Source organism: Mycobacterium sp. NGS41, assembly GCF_059812725.1.
The window spans coordinates 34,034-54,631 of sequence record NZ_JCALDF010000015.1 but is presented as its reverse complement, the minus strand read 5'-3'; the positions used below and the strand labels follow the sequence as shown (position 1 = coordinate 54,631).

Here is a 20,598-nt window from a genome sequence, read left to right as displayed (position 1 = left end):
CGCTGCCTTAACGATGATCGGCCATAATCAGCCCTGACACCCTACCTAGACGCGGCGGTCACGAGGCATTCCCGCGCTTCAGCATGCGGCAGGGCGTTCGATTCGGTGTCGAATTTGCCGTGGGGCGTCGGCTGTGCGTCCAAGGCGTTGAGTGTGATGCCATGGCGTTGAAAGTGAACCTACGGCGTTGAACGAGCCTGGATTCCGCCCTGGACTCACGCCCAAAGCCCTGATTTCACGCTCAAAACCCTGGACTCACGCCGAAGGCTCCCTGAACGGCCTGCCTACAACCCGCGTCCCTAGCGGCCGACAAGGCACAGCAGCCCATAAGGCACACCGCGCATTTTCGCAGGATCCGACCGCAACCACGACGCGAATCGCTACGTGGCCTGCAAAACCAGCGGCGGCCCGGGATCGGGTGACAGCGGGACATTTCCGCGCTGCATCAGCCAGCCCGCGATGTTGTGGTACAGCGCGGCGGCCGAGTGGCCCGGTGAACCGTCCGCGTTGCGCTGCGGGTTGTCCATCATCAGCCCGATGACGTAGCGGGGATTGTCGGCGGTGGCCATTCCGGCGAAGGTGATCCAGTAAACGTCGTCGAAGTAGCACCCGCAGCCGGGGTTGATCTGCTGTGCGGTGCCGGTCTTGCCGGCCATCTGGTAACCCGGCACCGCAGCCGCCGGACCGGTGCCCTGCTGGTAGCCCATCGGGTCGTGCTGCACGACAGCGCGCAGCATCTGCCGCACGGTCTGCGCGGTCTGCGCGGACACCACCTGAACACCGTCCGGACGCGGTTCTTCGGTCCGGGTGCCGTCGGGCGCGATCGTGGCCTTGATAATCCGCGGCGGTATCCGCACCCCGTCGTTGGCGATCGCCTGGTACATGCCGGTCATCTGCAGCAAGGTCATCGAAAGGCCTTGGCCGATAGGCAGGTTCGAGAATGTGCTGCCCGACCACTGGTCGATCGGCGGCACCAGCCCGGCGCTCTCACCGGGCAGCCCGACGCCGGTGCGCTGACCCAGTCCGAACTTGCGGACCATGTCGTAATAGCGCTCCGGGCCGATGCGCTGCGACAGCATCAGCGTGCCGACGTTGGATGACTTCCCGAATATGCCGGTGGTGGTGTACGGCATGACACCGTGCTCCCAGGCGTCGTGCACGGTGACGCCGCCCATTTGGATCGAGCCGGGCACCTGCAACACCTCGTCGGGGTTGGACAGTCCGTACTCGATGACCGAGGACGCGGCGATGACCTTGTTGACCGAGCCCGGTTCGAATGGCGACGTCACGGGCAGGTTGCCCAGTTGCCTCTCGGCCTGACGGCCGATGTCTTGGGACGGGTCGAAGGTGTTGTCGTTGGCCATGGCCAGCACTTCACCGGTCTTGGCGTCGAGCACGACGGCCGAGACGGTGTGCGCCCCGGACAGGTTCTTTGCCTGCTGCACCTGCTGCTGCACGTAGAACTGGATGTCGTCGTCGAGGGTCAACTGGACGGTCGAACCGTTGACCGCGCGGTGCTGGTTACGGTAGCTGCCCGGGATCACCACGCCGTCGGAGCCGCGGTCATAGGTGACCGATCCGTCTGTTCCGGCCAGCACGGAGTCCAAAGACTCTTCCAGCCCGAGCAGCCCGTGGCCGTCCCAGTCGATGCCGCCGACGATGTTGGCCGCCAGCGAGCCACCGGGGTACTGGCGCAAATCCTGCCGCTCGGAACCCACCTCGGGGAATTTGTCGGAAATCGCGCTGGCGACGGCGGGGTCGACCGCGCGGGCCAGATAGACGAAGTTCTCGTCGGTTTGCAGCTTCTTCAATAGGGTCGCAACGTCCGGCTTGTTGTTGAGCCGGCTCGCAACCTCCTTGGCGATGTCGGCCAGCCGCTGCTGCGGGTCGGGGGCGGCGGGGTTCTTCTTCCTGGCCTCCTCCAGCTGGTGGCGAATTCGCTTGGGCTGGAAGGTTAGCGCACGCGATTCGATGGTGAACGCGAGCTGGTCCTTGTTGCGGTCGACGATGCTGCCGCGGACCGCTTTCCTGACATCGGTGACCTTGAGCTGGCCGGCCGCCTGCGCGCGCAGGCCCGCGGCGTTGGAGACCTGCAGCAGGAACAGCTGGGTCGCCGCCACCAGCAGCAATGCCAGGATGACGACGTTGCCGGCCCGGTGCCGGAAGACGAACGACGCGCCGCGCGTCCCCGCTTCCACCACCTGGCGGGTGCGCCGCTCACGCGCCGAGCGACCGATTGCCTCCGCCGCTCCACGTGTTTTCTTCGCTTCCTTGGCCTTTCGCGCTTTCTCCGGCTTCCCGGCTACCGGCTTGCTGCGGCGGCCCCGCGCCGGCTGCGACGGGCCCGTCCGCCTCGAGTCGCCGCGCCTCACCGTGGCGCCCCTGGCGCCGCTGGCACCGGACCGAACGGTTCACCGTTGGGCGGCGTCGGCGCGAGTGCCGGGGCTGGGGCTGGGGCTGGGAACTGGGCTGGGGCCGGGCCCGGCGCGGGCAACGCCCCGGGGACCGCGCCGCCGGGCAAGCCGGGCAGCTGACCCGGCAGGGCCCCCGGCGGCCGCGGGCCGGCCGGCGGAGACAGGTGCTGACCGCCAATGGTCGACGCGCCGTCGGGAGCGCGCAGCAGCGCCTCCGGTCCCGACCTCGGCGGTAGCGCGTCACCGGGCGCCGGTAACACCAGGACCGGGACTTCCGCGGGAACCGCCGACGGTTGCGGTGGTGGCGGAGGGCCCTCTTCGGGAAGTTTGGTGTTCAGCGGCGGCGGCGGGACGCCGTCGGCCGGCTTAGGTGTTCCCACGACCACCCAGCTGCCGTCCGGGGCCTGGACCAGATGGGCGGTATCCCGCGTCGGGATCATGCCCTGCTTGCGGGCCGCCTCGGCCAGCGCAGGTGCGGCCTCGGCCTCACGCACGTCGCGTTCCAGCGCCTCCTTCTGCTGCTGCAGCATCCGGGTCTTCTCGCGGGCGTGGCTCAATTGATAAGAGCGCTCGGCGGAGTCGGTGGACAGCCATAGGGTCAGGGCCAGTCCCAGCCCCAGCGAGCCGATGACCAGCACCACAAACGGGACTTTGCTGGCCAGCGTGCGTGGCCGCAGATCCATGTCGGCCAGCCGGGTAGCCAGCCGCTCACTCAACTTGGGCCGGACGACCTTGGGCGCCTTGGCCTTCCGCGCCTTGGCCCGCGCCTTGGCCTGGTTGGTGTTCTTGGCCCGGGCCGGCCGCTCGACGGGCCGGGCGATCGGGTTGGTTTGCGGTCCGGATCTCGACGACCGGGCCTCGCGAGCGGGCGCGGAGGCCTTGCTCGCCCGTGTACGGGTGCGACGTGCGGCGGTCGAGTCCGCGGCAGGCCGTCCGCTGGTGCGGACGGCGCCGTCGCGCGCGCGCCGGCGATCGCTGCTGGCGCGTTTCCCAGCTGCCCGGGCCTCACGTTTCGCCTTCATGAATTGCCCTTCCCAACTCGTTGCAGGGATCGCAGCCGCACCGGGGCGCTGCGGGGGTTGCGTTCGATCTCAGCGGCGTCGGCCCGTTCGGCACCGCGGGTCAACGACCGGAATCGTGGTTCATGGCCGGGGAGTTCGACCGGCAGACCCGCCGGTGTACGCGAGGCGACCGCGTCGGCGAACACGCGCTTGACGATGCGGTCTTCCAGCGATTGGTAGGCCAGCACCACGATGCGACCGCCGACGGCCAGCGCGTCCAGCGCGGCGGGAAGGGCGGTTCGCAACGTGTCCAGCTCGTCGTTGACTGCGATGCGCAGCGCCTGGAAGGTGCGCTTGGCCGGGTGTCCGCCGGTGCGTCGGGCGGGAGCCGGAATCGCCTGGTAGAGCAGGGCGACCAACTCGGCGGTAGAGGCGAACGGTGCGCGGGACCGCTGGCGGACGATGTGCGCGGCGATGCGGCGGGCGAATCGTTCCTCGCCGTATCGATGCAGGATGTCGGCCAGTGCGGCCTCGTCGTAGGTGTTGACGATGTCGGCCGCCGTCAGCGGGGACTCGGGATCCATCCGCATGTCCAGCGGCGCGTCCTGGGCGTAGGCGAAGCCCCGCTCGATCTGGTCGAGCTGCATCGACGAGACGCCGAGATCGAACAGCACCCCGTCGACGGATTCCGTAGCGGCATAACCGGATTCGGCCAGCACAGCCGCCAGACCGTCATACCGGGTGTGTGCCAGCGTGAGGCGATCGGCGAAGCGGTCTAGCCGGTCGGCGGCGATGCCCAGCGCGCTGGGGTCGCGGTCGAGCCCGATCAGCCGCAGGCCCGCAAACTCGGACAGCAACCGCTCGGCGTGACCGCCCGCTCCGAGGGTCGCGTCGGCGAGTACCGCGTTCGACCCGTCTGGGTGGTGGCGGGTCAGTGCGGGTCTGAGCAGTTCGAGGCAACGATCGGCCAGCACGGGCACGTGACCGAAATCTGCGTCAGCCAACGCAACACCTCCCCGGGTCGGACGGACTGCCGGGGTCCGGGCTGCTGAGGCGACCCCTGCACCCGGGTCTCTGTCCGAACGTGTGAACCTGGCGTTGGGGAAGTACGCCAGGGTCGGTTCGGGCAGAGGCCACGATGCACGGGCATGCGCCTCAGATGATGTCGCCGAGTGCTTCATCGCTGGCCGCGGAGAAGTTCTCTTCGTGGGTCTGTTGGTAGTCGTGCCACGCCTGCGCGTCCCAGATCTCGAGGTAGTCGACCGCTCCGATCACCACACAGTCCTTCGAGAGGTTGGCGTAGCGGCGGTGGTCGGCTGACAACGTGACCCGGCCCTGCGCGTCGGGATGCTGCTCGTCGGTGCCGGCCGCCAGATTGCGCAGGAACGCCCTGGCACCGGGGTTGCTTCGCGGTGCCTTGCTAGCCCGGCGCGCCAATTCCTCGAACTCCGCCCGCGGGTACACCGCCAGGCTGTGATCTTGGCTCTTGGTGACCATCAACCCCCCTGCCAGTGCGTCGCGGAACTTGGCGGGCAGCGTCAGCCGCCCCTTGTCGTCGAGTTTGGGCGTGTAGGTGCCGAGAAACACCAGCTCACCTCCAGCCCGGACCCGATTCCCGGCCTCCCGAATACTTCAGCCACCATACCCCACAATCCCCCACTCTTCCCCATTAGCGCTGTGTCGTCGTGGCGTTTTCTTCGCCATCCACCACTCGCGGCCGGGGCATGGCAATTGCCGGCCGCCGCGCGGTTGTCACCGGCGCCGCGAAAGTGCATTTCAACGGCGTAAACGCGCCAGTGTGGCTGAAGTGGGGCCGAGTGGGGGATGTTTGGGGCACAAGTCGGACACAAGTGGGGCTCGATACGGATTACGGCAATGTGGAGGCAGCCGACGACAGCCGAACCTGCGCTGGCGGCGCCGAGCCTGCGCGTAGCGCGCCCCCCGCGCGCCGAACGGCGCCCTCAGCGCAGAATCGACGCGACACAACGCGACGCCGGATGCAAAACGGGGAAGCCATCGGCTTCCCCGCTATGTGTGACTCTTCGTGACTAGTCGTCGAAGCGACGGCGGAAGCGATCCTCCATACGACTCGTGAACGAGCCCCCGCCGCCCTTGTTGCGACGCTGGCGCGAGGCCCCAGGTGCCGATCCGGGACGATCCGCCCGTCCGGACAACCGCGGAGCGGTGATGGCAAACACCACGCCGCCGAACATCACGATGAAGCCGAAGACACTCAGAATCGGAAAGGTGCCGATCATCGTGGCCTTGAACGCGACGCCCGAAACCAGCATCGCCAGACCGACGACGAACAGCGCCGACCCCTGCAGCCGTCGTCGCGCGCTCGGTGCGCGGAACCCACTGCCACGGACACTCGACGCGAATTTGGGGTCCTCGGCATAGAGAGCGCTCTCGATCTGATCGAGCATCCGTTGCTCATGATCGGAGAGTGGCATTCGTCCCTCCTTGCCGACAGGCTGACACGTATATCGATAGCACGCGGATGCCCGTTACGAGGGCAACTAACACAGATGATACGAGGTCAATCTGTGCCGTACCACTGGTTCGCAGGCGATTCTATCTGGTTGCACCGCAGCACAGACGCGGGCGGGGAGGGGCCTCTCGTCGCAGCCGCTCTTCGATCGCTGGACGTCCCGTCCGATAATGGCCGCGTTGGTCGCCTTGATACTGGTAGGCAGGCACCGCACCACATCGCCGCATGAGGAGGACAGCGCGAGTTGGCGATATTCCTCATCGATCTGTCGCCGCACGATATGGAGCGTCGTCTCAATGACGCACTGGGTGTGTATGTCGACGCGATGCGATACCCGCGCGGCACCGAGAATCAGCGCGCGGCTATGTGGCTGGAGCACATGCGGCGACCCGGCTGGAAGGCAGTGGCCGCCCTAGAAGTCCCGGACCCCCTAGAGAACACTGCGAACCCTGTCGTCGAAACGGACGCACACCGTGGCAAAGTGCCGTCGGCCGCGGAATTGGGCGGCGCGCCGTTGCTCGGCGTGGCATACGGCTATCCGGGGGCACCCGGTCAGTGGTGGCAGCAGCAGGTCGTCCTGGGCTTGGAGCGCGGCGGCCTGCCCGCCCAGGAGATCACCCGGCTGATGACCAGTTATTTCGAGTTGACCGAACTGCACATTCATCCGCGCGCCCAGGGTCACGGCCTGGGCGAGGCACTGGCGCGGCGGCTGCTGGCCAACCGCGGCGAACGCAACGTGCTGCTTTCGACGCCGGAGACGAACGGTGAGGCGAACCGTGCCTGGCGGTTGTACCGGCGGTTGGGCTTCACGGACATCATCCGCCGGTACCACTTCGCGGGCGACCCGCGCGCCTTCGCGATCCTGGGTCGCGCTCTGCCGCTTTAGTGCCGACGTCGGGTCTGGCACGATGACCTGGTGCGCCCCGGCTCCTTCCCGCTCCTTGCCCGAGGATCCCAAGCATCCTGGGCTCGGCGCCGCCGGCTGCTGGCCATCGCGATGCTGCTGATGCTGGTGCCGCTGGCCACCGGATGCCTGCGGGTCCGGGCCTCGATCACGATCTCTCCGGATGACCTGGTGTCCGGGGAGATCATCGCCGCGGCCAAGCCGAAAAACCCCAAAGACACCGGTCCCCAGCTCGACACCAATCTGCCGTTCAGCCAGAAGGTGGCGGTCTCGAACTACGACAGCGACGGCTACGTGGGATCACAGGCGGTGTTCTCCGATCTGACCTTCGCCGAGGTGCCGCAGCTCGCCCACATGAATCGCGACGCCGCCGGGGTGAATCTCTCGCTGCGGCGAAACGGCAACCTGGTGCTGCTGGAAGGCCGGGCCGACCTGACATCGGTAACCGATGCCGAGGCTGAAGTCCAGCTGACCGTCGCGTTCCCCGGCGTGGTGACCTCCACCAACGGTGAACGCATCGAGCCCGAAGTCGTGCAGTGGAAGCTCAAGCCGGGCGTGGTGAGCACGATGAGCGCCCAAGCCCGTTACACCGACCCCAACACGCGGTCCTTCACCGGGGCCGGGGTATGGCTGGGCGTCGCGTCGTTCGCGGTGGCAGGTGTGGTGGCCCTGCTGGCTTGGGTCAGCCGGGACCGTTCCGAGCGGTTCACCGCTCCGCGCGACCAGACCCCCAGCAGTTAGATTCGCGGAGCGGGCGACCAGTACTCGAGCATTTCCGCGAAAGTCTGGAAAGCCGGCGCGGAAACGCCGTACGTGGCCTCCAGATGGATGCTGAGCGGGAAGCCGAGTTCGGCGACACCGTCGATGACGCGCTTGTACAGGTCGACCATCAGCCGGCGCTTCTCCGCCGCTTCGACAGTGGCCAGCTTTTTGACGAAAGCCTGCTCGTCGGCCACCGCCGCATTTCCGGGGTCCTGGATCAGCCAGTTGATCAGGCCGATGCGGTCCTCGACCTTGGGCACGAAGCCGAACGACAGCAGGATCTCGGGACGATGATCGGTGTTCTTGGCGAAGTCGTCCAGGAAACCGACGATCGCGTCGGAATACAACAGCTGGGTCATGCCGTACGTCGCGCCCTGGTCGCACTTGAAATTGAGTCGGCCCTGTTCGCCCTCCCGGGTCGGAATCACGATCACGCCGCGGTTGGCCACCAGGTCGCGATAGATCGACAGGGCGTCGGTCGGGGCGACGCCGGAGCCCTCACCGTCGTTCATCGTGCGCGGCACGCCGACGAAGACCACGCCCTCCATCCCGGCCGCGGACAGATCGGTGAGCCGTCCGCGCAGCGACTCCTCGTCCATGAACGCGGTGACCTGCGTGCACAGGCCGCTGACCCCGGACAGCTGCGGCCTGATGATCGACCAGAAGTCCAGCACATCCAGCTTGGGCCGCATCGGTACCGGCCGGTCGTCCTCCTCCGCGATCATCCCCGGGATCATCACGTGCCGAATCCGGCCGTCGAGCCCCGAATCGGCCGAGAACTGCACCACTTTGCGCGCATCTTCGGTCGCCCGCTCGCGACCGCCGTCGACGTTCGGTGGCACCAGCTCGAGCGCGATGGTGTTGAGCGTCACACGGCTCCTCTTTCTCGGCGGTGTCGGGTTGTGGCCATCCGGCCCAAGTCCAACCGACAGCATAGGGTGCGGCCCCGCGGCGAATACACTTGTCGGGCCAGGGGCAGGACGAGCAGAGCCGAGCAGAAAGGGGCGCCGCGCTGAGCCTTAATGCTGCAGAAGCAGCGGCAACCGTCGAGTTGGCCGGCGCCGTCACCGACCAACTGCGGCAGTATTTGCGCGAGCGTCGCACCGAAACCGCCTACCTGGGTAGCGACTACGGAGTTCTGGTCAGCGGGCTCGAGGATTTCGTGCTGAGCGGCGGCAAGCGGCTGCGGCCGGTCTTCGCCTACTGGGGCTGGCGTGCCGTGGCCGCCCACGACCCCGATCCCGGTGTGCTGCTGCTGTTTTCCGCGTTGGAGCTGCTGCACGCGTCGGCGCTGGTACACGACGACGTGATCGACTGTTCGGCTACCCGTCGCGGCCGGCCGACGACCCACATGCAGTTCGCGGCCCTGCACCGCGACCGCGACTGGCGCGGCTCGCCGGAGCAGTTCGGGACGTCGGCGGCCATCCTGGTCGGTGATTTGGCGCATGCATGGGCCGACGATTTGGTTTTGGGCGTCCGCGCGCGTGCCCTGTCCCCCGACGCCCGACAGCGCGTTCAGCGGGTCTGGGCCGATATCCGCACCGAGGTGCTGGGCGGTCAGTACCTCGACATCGTCGCCGAGGCTTCGATACCGGCCTCACCCGCCGAGTCGATCGCGTCGGCGATGACCGTCGCCACTTTCAAGACCGCCTGCTACACGGTGACGCGACCCCTGCAGCTGGGCGTGGCAGCCGCCGCCGACAGACCCGACGTCGCGGACGCGTTCGGCCAGTTCGGCGCAGACCTGGGTGTGGCGTTCCAACTGCGCGACGACGTCCTCGGCGTCTTCGGCGACCCCGCGGTGACGGGCAAACCGTCCGGTGACGACCTGAGGTCGGGCAAGCGCACCGTATTGGTGGCCGAGGCACTGGAGTTGGCGGATCAGTCAGATCCTTTGGCGGCCAAGCTGTTACGCGCCTCGATCGGCACCGAGCTGACCGACACGCAGGTGCGGGAATTGCGGGAGGTCATCAAGACGGTAGGGGCGCTGGACGCCGCGGAGCGCCGCATTTCCATGCTGACCGAACGCGCGCTGACCACACTGACTGCCGCACCTGTCAACGAGGCGGCCAAGGTGGGGCTTTCTCAACTGGCCAACCTGGCCACCAACCGGTCCGCCTGAACCGATGGCCACGGACACGGACACCTCGGCGGCCGATTCTTCGGCATCCAAACATTTTCTTGCCCAATACTTTTCGCGTTTATGCAGGTTTGCCGGCACGCCGGAGGCCGGGCCGGCGAAGCTGGGCTTTCTGGGCTCGGCGCTGATCACCGTAGGCGGGCTGGGAGCGGGCAGCACCCGCCAGCACGACCCGCTGCTGGAGTCGATTCACATGTCCTGGCTGCGCTTCGGCCACGGGTTGGTGATGTCGTCGATCCTGTTGTGGGCCGGCGTAGGGCTGATGCTGATCGCCTGGGTGCGGCTGGGGCGGCTGGTCCTCGCCGGCGCGGCCAGCGAGTTCGTGATGCGGGCCAGCACCGCCTTCTGGTTGGCGCCGCTGCTGCTTTCGGTCCCCGTCTTCAGCCGCGACACCTACTCGTATCTGGCCCAGGGCGCGCTGCTGCGCGACGGCCTGGATCCCTATGCGGTTGGTCCGGTCGGCAACCCGAATCCGTTGCTGGACGACGTAAGTCCCATCTGGACGATCACCACCGCGCCCTACGGTCCGGCGTTCATTCTGGTTGCCAAGTTCGTCACGATCATCGTCGGCAACAACGTGGTGGCCGGAACCATGCTGCTGCGCCTGTGCATGCTGCCGGGGCTGGCGCTGCTGATCTGGGCCACTCCCCGGCTGGCCCACCATATCGGCGCCGACGGGCCGACCGCCATGTGGATCTGCGTTCTCAACCCGCTGGTGCTCATCCATTTGATGGGCGGGGTGCACAACGAGATGCTGATGGTCGGGTTGATGACGGCCGGTATCGCGATGACGTTCGCCGGCCGCAACGTCGCGGGCATCGTGCTGATCACGGTCGCCATCGCCGTCAAGGCGACTGCCGGCATTGCGCTGCCTTTCCTGGTCTGGGTATGGGCCCGTCACCTGGGTAAAAGCCGCGGATACCGGCCGGTCCAGGCGTTTTTGGCGGCCGCCGCGGTTTCGCTGCTGATCTTCGCCGTGGTGTTCGCGGTGTTGTCCGCCGTGGCCGGGGTCGGCCTGGGGTGGCTGACCGCGCTGGCCGGCTCGGTGAAGATCATCAACTGGCTGACGGTGCCGACCGCGGTCGCGAACGTCATCCACGCTCTCTTCAGCGGATTCTTCGCGGTCGACTTCTACACCACGCTGCGAATCACCCGGCTCGTCGGCATCGCCATCATCGGGGTGTCGCTGCCGCTGTTGTGGTGGCGATTCCGGCGCGACGACCGGGCCGCGCTAACCGGCATCGCGTGGTCGATGCTGATCGTGGTGCTGTTCGTCCCGGCCGCCCTGCCGTGGTACTACTCCTGGCCGCTGGCGATAGCCGCCCCGGTGGCCCAGTCGCAGCGGGCGGTCGCCGCGATCGCCGGGGTCTCATCGTGGGTGATGGTGATCTTCAAACCGGACGGATCGCACGGAATGTATTCCTGGCTGCACTTCTCGCTGGCCACTGCCTGCGCGCTGGCTGCCTGGTACGCGCTGCATCGGACCGCGGACCGGCGTACGGCAAAATCCGCAGAAGAAGCCGAACCTGCGAGCAGTTCGCCCTAATAGGCCATGGCCTGAGCGCGACGCACGACTTCCCGAGCCTGGTGCGCATGCAGCGCGTCGACCGGACGGGCGTTGCTGATGGCGTCTCGGCTGCCGTCGCGGGTGACGGTCAACGACGGGTCGGGGGTAAACAGCCAGCGCACGATCTCGGTGTCGCGGTAACCGCCGTCGTGCAGGATGGTCAACAGCCCAGGCAGGCTCTTCACCACGTGACCGGAGTTGGTGAAGAACACTTGCGGCACTACCACACCACCGCAGCGCCGCACCGCGACCAGATGGCCTTCCCGTAGTTGTTGTTGCACCTTGCTGACCGGCACGCCGAGCAGCTGAGCGACTCCGGGCAGGTCGTAGGTTGGCTCGTCGGGGTCCAACACATCGTCGCCGGCGGGAATACTGCCCACTTCGCCAGTGTAAGACCCGGTACGCGGCCAGGACGCGGCTTTTCGACAGTAGGTTGTCGACGCAAGCACCTACGATGACCCCGTGGCTCAAGCTGGCACGGTGGACCCGTTGGAAGACACCTATCTGGACGGTCGCTACCTCGTGCAAGCCAAGATCGCCAGCGGCGGCATGTCGACGGTGTACCGCGGCGTCGACGTTCGCCTCGATCGGCCCGTCGCACTGAAGGTGATGGACTTCCGGTACGCGGGCGACGAGCAATTCCTCACCCGCTTCCAGCTCGAGGCCCGCACGGTAGCTCGACTGAAGCATCCCGGGGTGGTCGCGGTCTACGACCAAGGCCTGGACGGCCGGCACCCGTTTCTGGTGATGGAGCTCGTCGAGGGCGGGACCCTGCGGGAGCTGCTGAATGAACGCGGTCCGATGCCGCCGCACGCGGTGGCATCGGTGCTTCGCTCGGTGCTGGGCGGGCTGGCCGCCGCGCACCAGGCCGGCCTGGTGCATCGCGACGTCAAGCCGGAAAACGTGCTGATCTCCGACGACGGCGAGATCAAGATCGCCGATTTCGGGCTGGTCCGCGCCGTCGCAGCCGCGGGCATCACCTCCGCCAGCGTCATCCTGGGTACCGCGGCCTACCTATCCCCCGAGCAGGTTCGCGACGGCAGCGCCGGTCTGCGCAGCGACGTCTACTCCGTCGGGATCCTCACCTATGAATTGCTGACCGGGCGCACGCCGTTCACCGGTGACACCGCGTTGTCGATCGCCTATCAGCGACTGGACAACGATGTGCCGGCCGCCAGCGCGGTGATCGACGGGGTTCCGCCGGAGTTCGACGAGCTGGTGGCGCGTGCGACCGCCCGCGACCCCGCCGACCGGTACGCCGACGCGATCGACATGGCGGCCGAAGTGCAGGAAATCGCGGCGGCATTGGCGCTGCCGGTATTCCGGGTGCCGGCACCGCGCAACTCAGCTCAGCACCGGTCGGCGGCGCTGCACCACAGCCGAATGACCGCGCGTCAGGACAGCACCCAGCCGCCCCCCGCGCCGCCCGGCCAGGCGCCGCTGCATGCCACTCGCCACTTGACCCGCGGACCCGGAGAGTGGTCCGAGCCCGCCGAGCCCGAGCCACGACCCGACGACGACGAATTCGAACCGCTCTCCGGCCAATTCGCCGGTATCGCGCTGAGCGATTTCATCGGGATGCGAGAGCATGCCCGGCGCATGGTGCTGATCTGGGTGGCGGTCGTCGTGGCGATCACCGGGCTGGTTGCGACGGCGGCCTGGACAATCGGAAGCAACCTGAGCGGCCTTCTATAACGGCGAGCAGACGCCAGGCCTTAGTCGCGCAGCATCTCCGCGACCAGGAATGCCAACTCGAGCGACTGCTGGGTGTTCAGCCGCGGGTCACACGCCGTCTCATAGCGGCCAACCAGGTCGGTGTCCGAAATGTCCTGCGCGCCACCGAGACATTCGGTGACGTTCTCGCCGGTGATCTCGACGTGGATGCCGCCCGGATGAGTACCCAGCGCGCGGTGCACCTCGAAGAACCCCTGCACTTCGTCGACGATGCGGTCGAAATGCCGCGTCTTGTAGCCGTTGGACGCCTCGTGGGTGTTGCCGTGCATGGGGTCGCACTGCCAGATCACTTGGTGGCCGGTGGCCTGGACCTTCTCGATGATCGGCGGCAGCACGTCGCGCACCTTGTTGTTGCCCAGCCTGCTCACCAAGGTCAGACGACCCGGCTTGTTCTGCGGATCGAGCCGCTCGACGTACTCGACGGCGAGCTCCGGGGTCATGGTCGGGCCGATCTTGACGCCGATCGGGTTGGCGATCACCTCGGCGAATGCGACGTGCGCGCCGTCGAGCTGACGGGTCCGCTCGCCGATCCACACGGTATGCGCCGACAGGTCATACAGCTGCGGCTCCCCGTCCTCGACATCCGACAACCGCAACATGGAACGCTCGTAGTCGAGCACCAAAGCCTCATGGCTGGCGTAGATTTCGGCGGTTTGCAGATTGCGGTCGGCCACCCCGCAGGCGCTCATGAAACGCAGCCCTCGGTCGATCTCGGTGGCCAGCGCCTCATACCGCGCACCGGCCGGTGAGGTCCGCACGAATTCCCGGTTCCAGTCGTGGACCAGGTGCAGCGAGGAAAAGCCCGACGACGTCAGCGCACGCACCAGGTTCATCGCGGCGCTGGCGTTGGCGTAGGCGCGTACCAACCGGGACGGATCGTGCTGGCGGGCCTTGGCGTCCGGGGCAAAGCCGTTGATCATGTCGCCCCGGTAGGACTTCAGGCCCAGCGCGTCGACGTCCGCCGACCGTGGCTTGGCGTACTGGCCCGCAATCCGGGCCACTTTGACCACCGGCAGGCTGGAGCCGTAGGTCAGCACCACAGCCATCTGCAACAGGGTGCGGATATTGCCCCGAATATGCGGCTCGGTGTTATCGGTGAACGTCTCGGCGCAGTCGCCGCCCTGCAGCAGGAATGCCTCGCCCTGGGCGACCAGCGCCAGCTGTTGCTGCAGCCGGACGATTTCGGACGGCACGGTCACCGGCGGCACACTTTCCAGCACAGTGCGCATCGCCATGGCCTGGTCGAGGTCCCATGACGGTTGTTGCGCGGCCGGCTTGGCCAGCGCGGCGTCCAGCCGGGCACGCAGGTCGGCCGGCAGCGGCGGCAGCGGCGGCAGCTGGTCGATCGGTATGTCGACTGTCCAGTTCATCGGTCTATGGTAACCGGCACCCGATAAACGGGACTGCGGGTTGATCAGGGCGAACGTCGCATCGACGTCACCGGCGATCGCCCGTCGGCTCCGCTTGGTCCAACGAGGTGATGATGCGGAATCGGCGCAGCTGATCCCGAGCGTCCACCAGCGCGTCATGGACGTCGCGCGGTCGCGGCGGCATCCGGGGGCATCCCCTGTCCTCCCACAGCTGCCGCAGTTCACGGGTGAAGCGAGGGATTGCCCGCGGTAGCTCGGGCATCGTCCCCCACAGCTGACACAGCGCGACGTGGTCGTAGGCACCGACCCAGGCCCAGAGCTCGATCGGCTCCGGGCCGTCGACGCCCAGGAACTCTTCCAGCTCCTCGCGGATCTGCCGGCGCGAGCGCCACGACTGCGACGCCGGAGGTGGCAGCTTGGGCAGCACGTGCGCGCGCACCCAGTTGCCGGCACGCTCGGGATCGAATTCGGTGGATACGGCGTAGTACTCGCGGCCATCCTCGGCGACTACGCCGATGGAGATCAGGTCGATAATGCGGCCGTCCTCGATGAACTCGGTGTCGTAGAAGTACCGCACGCCCGCAACCTAGTCTGGCGAGCCGACGCCAACGGGCTCGGGCGCTGGCGCGGGGCGCACGTCGTGATCCAGCTGGGCGTCCACTATGCGCTCGTCGGGCAAGCCGGGCGTTCCGGCGATCAGGCACTGGACCCACAGCTTCGCGCGCACCACGGGCCGACGCCATTTCCGTTCCCGGTCCAGGGCGCGCCGCATCTTGTCCGGCTGACCCGTGTACCGCCACCGGGCCCACGGGGCGTGCGGACGCGACAGCCGGATCGCACCGATGACCAGCAGCACCACCAGGAACATGCCCAGTAGGCCGGTCCACACCTTCCCCTTGGACAGCACCACCAGGGCCAGCGGCAGCGTCAGCGCCAGCCCGCCGAGCAGCGCGGCGTGCAGCCACATTGAATGAATGTCATTCCAGATCGGCAGCAAGAACATCAGCGGATGCAGGCCCAGGATCAACAGCCCGGCCACCGCGACCGCGGCGAATACGGCGTCCACCGAGCTCCGCCCGTCTTCCTCCCAGTACACGTCGGACAAATGCAGGATCAACGCGTACTCGTCGAGCACCAATGCGGCGCCTATTCCGAACAGGATCGCTGCCGCGGTGAACTCGGGTTCCTGCCCGTCGACGGACAACGACACCAGCGTCAGCCCGGAAATCATCACCAACACCACCCCGAACGCCACGTGGTGGATGTGTATGGACCCGATGTGAATGTTCCGCGGCTGCCACCATCGCGGCGGCACTCCGGTGTTGGCCCGACTGCGGATGAACCGCACGAAAGTTCGCGTGACGAAGAAGGTCAGGATGAACGCGATCAGGCAGCACAGCAGCGGAAGCCGGCCACGGTCGACGATGTCATGCTGCAACCAACGGAACACCCCAAAAAACCTACGCCCAGATGTCGCGACGGGGTGGGAGCCGCGCTGCTCGGTCCAGACTGCGCACGATAACCATTAGGCTTGGCTGCGACATGAGTAACTGGCAGGCGCCCGACGCGGGCTCTTCTGGTAGCGGCCGCGGGCGAGTCTGGTTATTTTGCCTGCTCTGGCTGCTGGCCGCGGCGGCGCTGGGATATGTGGCCTGGACATTGTTCGGGCACACGCCGTACCGCATCGATATCGACGTCTACCAGATGGGCGGTCGAGCCTGGTTGGACGGCCATCCGCTGTACAAGGGCGATGTGCTGTTCCCCACACCCATCGTGAAGCTCCCGTTCACCTATCCCCCGCTGGCGGCCATCGTCTTCTGCCCATTCGCGTGGTTGCACATGCCGGCCGCCAGCGTCGCGATCACGCTGGTGACCTTGGTGCTGCTGATCGTCTCGACGACGATGGTGTTGACCCGTCTCGATGTCTGGACCAGCTCAAACGTGCTGCCCGGGCCCGCCTGGGTGCGTCGGTTGTGGCTGGCGGTGATGATTGCGGCGCCGGCGACGCTCTGGCTCGAGCCGATCAGCTCGAACTTTGCGTTCGGTCAGATCAACGTCGTGCTGATGACCCTGGTGATCGCCGACTGCCTGCCCCGCCACACGCCGTGGCCCCGCGGACTGCTGCTGGGCTTTGGAATAGCGCTGAAACTCACCCCGGCGGTGTTCCTGCTGTATTTTTTGCTGCGTCGCGACAGTCGGGCGGCACTGACCACGCTGGCGTCTTTCACCGCGGCGACGGTGGTCGGCTTCGCGCTGGCCTGGCGTGACTCGTGGGAGTACTGGACGCACGCGGTGCACAACACGGCCCGGATCGGCGACGCGGCGTTGAACACCGACCAGAACATCGCGGGTGCGCTCGCCCGGCTCGGGCTCGGCGAGCAGGAACGCTTCCTGCTGTGGGCGGGCGCGTGCGTCCTGGTGCTCGGCCTGACGGTATGGGCCATGCAGCGGGTGTTACGGGCCGGCGAGCCGGCCCTGGCGCTGATCTGCGTCGCCTTGTTCGGGTTGGTGGTTTCGCCGGTGTCGTGGTCGCACCACTGGGTGTGGGCGCTGCCGGCCGTGCTGGTGACGGGGATATCGGCGTGGCGGCGCCGCAACCTCGCACTGGGCCTGCTCAGCGTTGTCGGCGTGGCGCTGATGAGGTGGACGCCAATCGATTTGCTGCCCAAACACCATGAGGCGGCCGCGAACTGGTGGCGTCAGCTGATGGGGATGTCCTATGTGTGGTGGGCGTTGGCGCTCATCGTCGCTGCCGGGCTGACGGTCAGCGCCCGCGTAGCTCGGCAGGACGAGACGACTCCCGAGCTGACACCCGTGCCGGCTGTCGGCTGACCTTGTGCCGCTAACCCGCGGCTGTCTCCGGAATCCGCGCCGCTTCGCTGTTCGGCTCGTCGCCGTTGGACGCCTTGCCGTTGCCGACGTCCTTGACGGTCGCGGCGTAGATGTCGACGTACTCCTGACCGGAGAGTCCCATCAGTTCGTAGATCACTTCGTCGGTCACGGCCCGCTCGATGAAGCGGTTGCCGGCCAGGCCCTCGAAGCGGGAGAAGTCCATCGGCTTGCCGAAGCGGACAGTGACCCGCCCGAACCGCCACATCTTGCTGCCGGGCGGGTTGACGACGTCGGTGCCGATCATCGCCACCGGAATCACCGGAACGCCGGTTTCCAGGGCCAGCCGCGCCAGCCCGGTCTTGCCCTTGTACAGCCGGCCGTCCGGCGAACGGGTGCCCTCGGGGTACATGCCGAGCAACTTGCCCTGCTCCAGCAACCGCTTGGCGGTGTCCAGAGCGGCCTGTGCGGTGTCGGCGTCGCTGCGGTCGATCGGCACCTGGCCGGCGACGGTGTAGAACCAGCGGGTGAACCAGCCTTTCAGGCCGGTGCCGGTGAAGTATTCGGCCTTCGCCAAAAAGGTGATACGGCGACGAACGACCAGGGGAAGAAAGAAACTGTCCGCGACGGCTAGGTGGTTACTGGCCAGTATCGCCGGCCCGGAATTCGGAACATGTTCCAGGCCTTCAACTTTCGGCCGACCGAGCAGAGAGAGCAACGGGCCCATGAAGATGTACTTGAATAGCCAGTACCACATGGCCTCCCTCTCTGCCCGCACCCGATGGTGTCCAACTGTACCCATGTGTGACGACTCCGACCACCTCGGCGCCGGGGCCGATCACTCCTCGACGGTGACGGGGATCGGCTGGTAACGAGTCTTAACGGCGGGCTCCTCCGGGCCGCTTCCGTTGGTGACGACACCCCCGGACGGGTCGTCTGGCGGTGGGTTCTTGTCGATGTCGTCGACTATTGATCGGATCACGTCCAGCAGCGCGACGCTGTGGTCGGCGATGACCGTCAGCAACGGATGCTGTTCGCCGTTGACCATCGCCGCAAGGGCGCACACCGGGCACCACACCTGCTGGCACTTGCCTGGCTCCTTGTCGCCGGCCGCGCCCACGCCCGATGCCAGCGCGGCTGCCGAACGCAGCGCGGGGTCGATCCCGTTCAGCAGCGCTTGGGCAAGCCTGCGCAGCTCGGGACCGATGTCGGGATGTGCCCCACTCACTTCGGCCACACCTCCGGATCTGGTTGAAAACGAATTGTGAGCTCACTGCCCCGCAGATGCGCGTCCAGCACCGTACATCGCCGAAGTACGGACGCCAAACGAACCCTGCGCCGCAGCCCGCCCGAACTGATGATCAGGTCGTCGTCGACCCGGCCCAGTGTCAGCGCGCCAGAATCCAGTTGGGGCAACGCGACCCGCATGCGGTACACGGACGAAAGCCCCGACCCGGATTCCAAGTCCACAATAGGACGCAATGGGCCCGGCGGCGCAGCTCCGCCACGCCGACGGGCACTGTCGAGCAGCTCACCCAGCGCCTTGGGGCCGATCGGCTCACCGGCCAGGTGTGGAGTCAGCACCAGCGCCACGTCACCGATGGTGGCGTCGAGTTCGGCGAGCACCGACCGTTGTTCGGAGATGCGTTCGGCGTACCAGTAGAACGCCGGGTGGTCGGGCAGGTTGCGGTACTCGTAGGACTCGTCGCGCACCAGAACCTGATTCACGATCAGTTCCTCGACCCGAACGCCCATCAGCGCCAGCGAGCCCAGCGTGCGGGTCGCCTCGGCCGCGACCACCCGCTCGGGGGTCAGCACCAGATGTGCGGTGACCATGTCCCCGTCGGTAAGCAAAGCGCTCAGCCGCTCGACGCTGGCGCTGGTGCGCTCCAGCAGCTGCACGATCGCGGCCGATCGGGCGTCGTCGGCGCCGACGCTGAGCCTGCGATGGCGCGGCCAGGCACGCTCCACGTACAGCGCGAAGGTGGCCGGCAGGGTCAGCATCCGCAACGCGTCCGCGGTCGACGCGCAGTCGACCACGATGCGATCCCATCGCCCGGCCGCCGCGAGTTCACCCACCGCGTGCAGGCCGAGCACCTCCTGGACACCCGGCAGCGCCGAAAGCTCTTCCGGGGCAATGCTGCTCAACTCGGACTCGGGGAATGGGCGGTCCAGGGTGTCGACCACATCGCGCCAATGAGTCTCGAGCAGGGCCAGGGTGTCCAGCGCCAGCGCGTCGAGAAAGCCGCCCGCGTCGGCGTGGCCGGTTTCGAAATCGGCAAGTACCCGAACGGGTTCACCCGAGCCGGTGGGCGGCACCGCGACACCCAGCACGTCGCCCAGCGAGTGGGCCTGGTCGGTGGACACCAGCAGCACCCGGCGCCCACCGCTCGCGTCACGGACGGCGGTGGCCGACGCCAGGGTGGACTTTCCTACCCCGCCCTTGCCAACGAAGAGACTGATCCGCGCCTGGGACGCGGCGGCCTTAGTCAGCCCTCGACTCGTTTCTTCAGATCCTTCAACGCGGTGTCGGTCAGCCGGCGTTCGGCCTTGCGCTTGAGCATCCCGATCATCGGGATCGCCAGGTCTACCGCGAGTTCATAGGTGACCTCGGTGCCAGAGTCTTTGGGCGCCAAGCGATACGAGCCCTCAAGGGACTTCAGCAGCGAGCTGGACACCAGAGTCCAGCTCAGCGATTTGCGGTCCGCCGGCCAGGTGTAGGACATGACCATGGTGTCTTTGATGATGCCGGCGTCCATCACGAACTTCACGACTTTCGGGTAGCCGTCCTCGCCGCGTTGTTGCACTTCGGCTTCTTTGTACTCCGAGATCCAGTCCGGATAGGTATCGATGTCGGCGATCACTTCCAACACGGTGGCCGGATCGGCATCGATGAAGATCTTCTGCGTCGTCTTCTCCGCCACCTGGCTTCCCTCTCTCCTGCACGCGGGTCGATCCCGAGCGTCGCGTGTGCCACACGCCGACCCGGCTAAACTACCGGAGAAACCCCCACCGGACGCGAGCGTTCGAGGGTTGTCTTCACCTCGAACGCCATTTTTTTCCCGGCCACTCGGCGACGGTGTGTCATCTTGGCCAAATTCATCTTGGCCAGCTGCCAGGCCGCCGCGCCGGACGGTTCGGCGTGCAGGAAATAGTGCAGCACCACTCCGTCCAGCGACGGTTCCAGCCAGACCTCCATGGTGCCGGTCAAGGCGCCGGTCACCAGCCAGCGAATCCCTTTTTCGGCACGGTCCTCGACAACCTGTAGCCGCAGGTCGGGCCACCACCGCCGCCAGCTCGACCGATCGGCGATCGCGGCACCGACCTGCGCGCCGTCGGCGGCGACAAATGTTTCGTCCGCGACCTGGATGCTGCTCATCGTTTCA

General features: G+C 67.1%; 21 protein-coding genes. 6 read left to right on the top strand and 15 right to left on the bottom strand.

Translation table 11 applies throughout. The annotated features are described in order from the left end of the window. Positions 1 to 380: 380 nt before the first annotated feature. The 5 genes from AC5Y21_RS15365 to AC5Y21_RS15345 all read right to left on the bottom strand — a co-directional run bounded on the left by AC5Y21_RS15365 (position 381) and on the right by AC5Y21_RS15345 (position 5,868). Positions 381 to 2,372, bottom strand: a complete 1,992-nt coding sequence (locus AC5Y21_RS15365; protein ID WP_499913315.1) for a peptidoglycan D,D-transpeptidase FtsI family protein — start codon at positions 2,370 to 2,372, stop codon at positions 381 to 383. Continuing rightward, complete coding sequence (ftsL, locus tag AC5Y21_RS15360) at positions 2,369 to 3,436, bottom strand: cell division protein FtsL (RefSeq protein WP_499913313.1); 1,068 nt, start codon at positions 3,434 to 3,436, stop codon at positions 2,369 to 2,371. The genes AC5Y21_RS15365 and ftsL overlap by 4 nt, the downstream gene beginning before the upstream one ends. Then, a complete protein-coding gene (gene rsmH / locus AC5Y21_RS15355; RefSeq protein ID WP_499913311.1) occupies positions 3,433 to 4,596 on the bottom strand; it encodes a 16S rRNA (cytosine(1402)-N(4))-methyltransferase RsmH in 1,164 nt (387 codons plus the stop codon). Before rsmH ends, ftsL begins: the two co-directional genes overlap by 4 nt. Further along, the gene (gene mraZ / locus AC5Y21_RS15350) at positions 4,571 to 5,002 is read right to left on the bottom strand and encodes a division/cell wall cluster transcriptional repressor MraZ (RefSeq protein WP_499913309.1); all 432 of its coding nucleotides are present in this window, start codon (positions 5,000 to 5,002) and stop codon (positions 4,571 to 4,573) included. The genes rsmH and mraZ overlap by 26 nt, the downstream gene beginning before the upstream one ends. Positions 5,003 to 5,463: 461 nt before the next feature. Next, on the bottom strand, positions 5,464 to 5,868 hold the full coding sequence (locus tag AC5Y21_RS15345) for an SCO2097 family morphological protein (protein WP_499913306.1): 405 nt from the start codon (positions 5,866 to 5,868) through the stop codon (positions 5,464 to 5,466). 282 nt (positions 5,869 to 6,150) lie between these two features. Between AC5Y21_RS15345 and AC5Y21_RS15340 the strand changes: the two genes are divergently transcribed. Together AC5Y21_RS15340 and lppM are read left to right on the top strand one after the other, a co-directional pair. After that, positions 6,151 to 6,792, top strand: coding sequence for a GNAT family N-acetyltransferase (locus AC5Y21_RS15340; protein ID WP_499913305.1), 642 nt, complete (start codon positions 6,151 to 6,153; stop codon positions 6,790 to 6,792). A 111-nt stretch (positions 6,793 to 6,903) separates the two neighbouring features. Then, a complete protein-coding gene (gene lppM, locus AC5Y21_RS15335) occupies positions 6,904 to 7,551 on the top strand; it encodes a lipoprotein LppM (RefSeq protein ID WP_499913422.1) in 648 nt (215 codons plus the stop codon). Here the strand turns inward: lppM and AC5Y21_RS15330 are convergent. After that, complete coding sequence (locus AC5Y21_RS15330; protein ID WP_499913303.1) at positions 7,548 to 8,444, bottom strand: mycobacterial-type methylenetetrahydrofolate reductase; 897 nt, start codon at positions 8,442 to 8,444, stop codon at positions 7,548 to 7,550. The two genes, lppM and AC5Y21_RS15330, sit on opposite strands and share 4 nt — an antisense overlap. A gap of 179 nt (positions 8,445 to 8,623) precedes the next feature. Here AC5Y21_RS15330 and idsA2 point away from each other — a divergent pair, with 179 nt between their 5' ends. Together idsA2 and AC5Y21_RS15320 are read left to right on the top strand one after the other, a co-directional pair. Next, entirely contained in the window at positions 8,624 to 9,694 is a 1,071-nt protein-coding gene (gene idsA2, locus AC5Y21_RS15325; protein ID WP_499913420.1) for a bifunctional (2E,6E)-farnesyl/geranyl diphosphate synthase, read from the top strand. Positions 9,695 to 9,698: 4 nt separating this feature from the next. Further along, positions 9,699 to 11,258, top strand: a complete 1,560-nt coding sequence (locus tag AC5Y21_RS15320; RefSeq protein ID WP_499913302.1) for an alpha-(1->6)-mannopyranosyltransferase A — start codon at positions 9,699 to 9,701, stop codon at positions 11,256 to 11,258. Here AC5Y21_RS15320 and AC5Y21_RS15315 read toward each other — a convergent pair. Then, positions 11,255 to 11,659 carry an Rv2175c family DNA-binding protein gene (locus AC5Y21_RS15315; protein WP_499913301.1) on the bottom strand — a complete coding sequence of 135 codons (405 nt, stop codon included), beginning with the start codon at positions 11,657 to 11,659 and terminating at the stop codon, positions 11,255 to 11,257. The two genes, AC5Y21_RS15320 and AC5Y21_RS15315, sit on opposite strands and share 4 nt — an antisense overlap. Positions 11,660 to 11,741: 82 nt before the next feature. Here AC5Y21_RS15315 and AC5Y21_RS15310 point away from each other — a divergent pair, with 82 nt between their 5' ends. Then, on the top strand, positions 11,742 to 12,974 hold the full coding sequence (locus AC5Y21_RS15310; protein WP_499913300.1) for a protein kinase domain-containing protein: 1,233 nt from the start codon (positions 11,742 to 11,744) through the stop codon (positions 12,972 to 12,974). Between the two features lie 20 nt (positions 12,975 to 12,994). On the opposite strand, the gene AC5Y21_RS15305 is transcribed toward AC5Y21_RS15310, so the two are convergent. From AC5Y21_RS15305 to AC5Y21_RS15295, 3 genes are all read right to left on the bottom strand, one after another. Next, a complete protein-coding gene (locus tag AC5Y21_RS15305; RefSeq protein WP_499913299.1) occupies positions 12,995 to 14,383 on the bottom strand; it encodes a class II 3-deoxy-7-phosphoheptulonate synthase in 1,389 nt (462 codons plus the stop codon). 67 nt (positions 14,384 to 14,450) lie between these two features. Further along, complete coding sequence (locus AC5Y21_RS15300) at positions 14,451 to 14,960, bottom strand: polyadenylate-specific 3'-exoribonuclease AS (RefSeq protein ID WP_499913298.1); 510 nt, start codon at positions 14,958 to 14,960, stop codon at positions 14,451 to 14,453. A gap of 9 nt (positions 14,961 to 14,969) precedes the next feature. After that, positions 14,970 to 15,833, bottom strand: coding sequence for a hypothetical protein (locus AC5Y21_RS15295; protein WP_499913297.1), 864 nt, complete (start codon positions 15,831 to 15,833; stop codon positions 14,970 to 14,972). 92 nt (positions 15,834 to 15,925) lie between these two features. Between AC5Y21_RS15295 and AC5Y21_RS15290 the strand changes: the two genes are divergently transcribed. Beyond that, positions 15,926 to 17,215: a glycosyltransferase 87 family protein gene (locus AC5Y21_RS15290; RefSeq protein ID WP_499913296.1), complete on the top strand. Its 1,290-nt coding sequence runs from the start codon at positions 15,926 to 15,928 to the stop codon at positions 17,213 to 17,215. A gap of 10 nt (positions 17,216 to 17,225) precedes the next feature. On the opposite strand, the gene AC5Y21_RS15285 is transcribed toward AC5Y21_RS15290, so the two are convergent. The 5 genes from AC5Y21_RS15285 to AC5Y21_RS15265 all read right to left on the bottom strand — a co-directional run bounded on the left by AC5Y21_RS15285 (position 17,226) and on the right by AC5Y21_RS15265 (position 20,591). Next, positions 17,226 to 17,969, bottom strand: coding sequence for a lysophospholipid acyltransferase family protein (locus AC5Y21_RS15285; RefSeq protein WP_499913295.1), 744 nt, complete (start codon positions 17,967 to 17,969; stop codon positions 17,226 to 17,228). Positions 17,970 to 18,050: 81 nt separating this feature from the next. Further along, positions 18,051 to 18,440, bottom strand: a complete 390-nt coding sequence (locus AC5Y21_RS15280) for a hypothetical protein (RefSeq protein WP_499913294.1) — start codon at positions 18,438 to 18,440, stop codon at positions 18,051 to 18,053. Beyond that, positions 18,437 to 19,705: an ArsA family ATPase gene (locus AC5Y21_RS15275; protein WP_499913418.1), complete on the bottom strand. Its 1,269-nt coding sequence runs from the start codon at positions 19,703 to 19,705 to the stop codon at positions 18,437 to 18,439. The genes AC5Y21_RS15280 and AC5Y21_RS15275 overlap by 4 nt, the downstream gene beginning before the upstream one ends. Then, complete coding sequence (locus AC5Y21_RS15270; RefSeq protein ID WP_499913293.1) at positions 19,702 to 20,136, bottom strand: SRPBCC family protein; 435 nt, start codon at positions 20,134 to 20,136, stop codon at positions 19,702 to 19,704. The genes AC5Y21_RS15275 and AC5Y21_RS15270 overlap by 4 nt, the downstream gene beginning before the upstream one ends. Before the next feature lie 65 nt (positions 20,137 to 20,201). Next, on the bottom strand, positions 20,202 to 20,591 hold the full coding sequence (locus tag AC5Y21_RS15265) for a polyketide cyclase / dehydrase and lipid transport (RefSeq protein ID WP_499913292.1): 390 nt from the start codon (positions 20,589 to 20,591) through the stop codon (positions 20,202 to 20,204). Positions 20,592 to 20,598: the final 7 nt, after the last annotated feature.

What these genes read in the sequence shown, in the direction of transcription:
- ftsL (WP_499913313.1), bottom strand. Translation starts at nt 3,436, where the DNA reads ATGAAGGCGAAACGTGAGGCCCGGGCAGCTGGGAAACGCGCCAGCAGC.
- rsmH (WP_499913311.1), bottom strand. Translation starts at nt 4,596, where the DNA reads ATGAAGCACTCGGCGACATCATCTGAGGCGCATGCCCGTGCATCGTGG.
- AC5Y21_RS15345 (WP_499913306.1), bottom strand. Translation starts at nt 5,868, where the DNA reads ATGCCACTCTCCGATCATGAGCAACGGATGCTCGATCAGATCGAGAGC.
- lppM (WP_499913422.1), top strand. Translation starts at nt 6,904, where the DNA reads ATGCTGCTGATGCTGGTGCCGCTGGCCACCGGATGCCTGCGGGTCCGG.
- AC5Y21_RS15320 (WP_499913302.1), top strand. Translation starts at nt 9,699, where the DNA reads ATGGCCACGGACACGGACACCTCGGCGGCCGATTCTTCGGCATCCAAA.
- AC5Y21_RS15305 (WP_499913299.1), bottom strand. Translation starts at nt 14,383, where the DNA reads ATGAACTGGACAGTCGACATACCGATCGACCAGCTGCCGCCGCTGCCG.
- AC5Y21_RS15290 (WP_499913296.1), top strand. Translation starts at nt 15,926, where the DNA reads ATGAGTAACTGGCAGGCGCCCGACGCGGGCTCTTCTGGTAGCGGCCGC.
- AC5Y21_RS15285 (WP_499913295.1), bottom strand. Translation starts at nt 17,969, where the DNA reads ATGTGGTACTGGCTATTCAAGTACATCTTCATGGGCCCGTTGCTCTCT.
- AC5Y21_RS15265 (WP_499913292.1), bottom strand. Translation starts at nt 20,591, where the DNA reads ATGAGCAGCATCCAGGTCGCGGACGAAACATTTGTCGCCGCCGACGGC.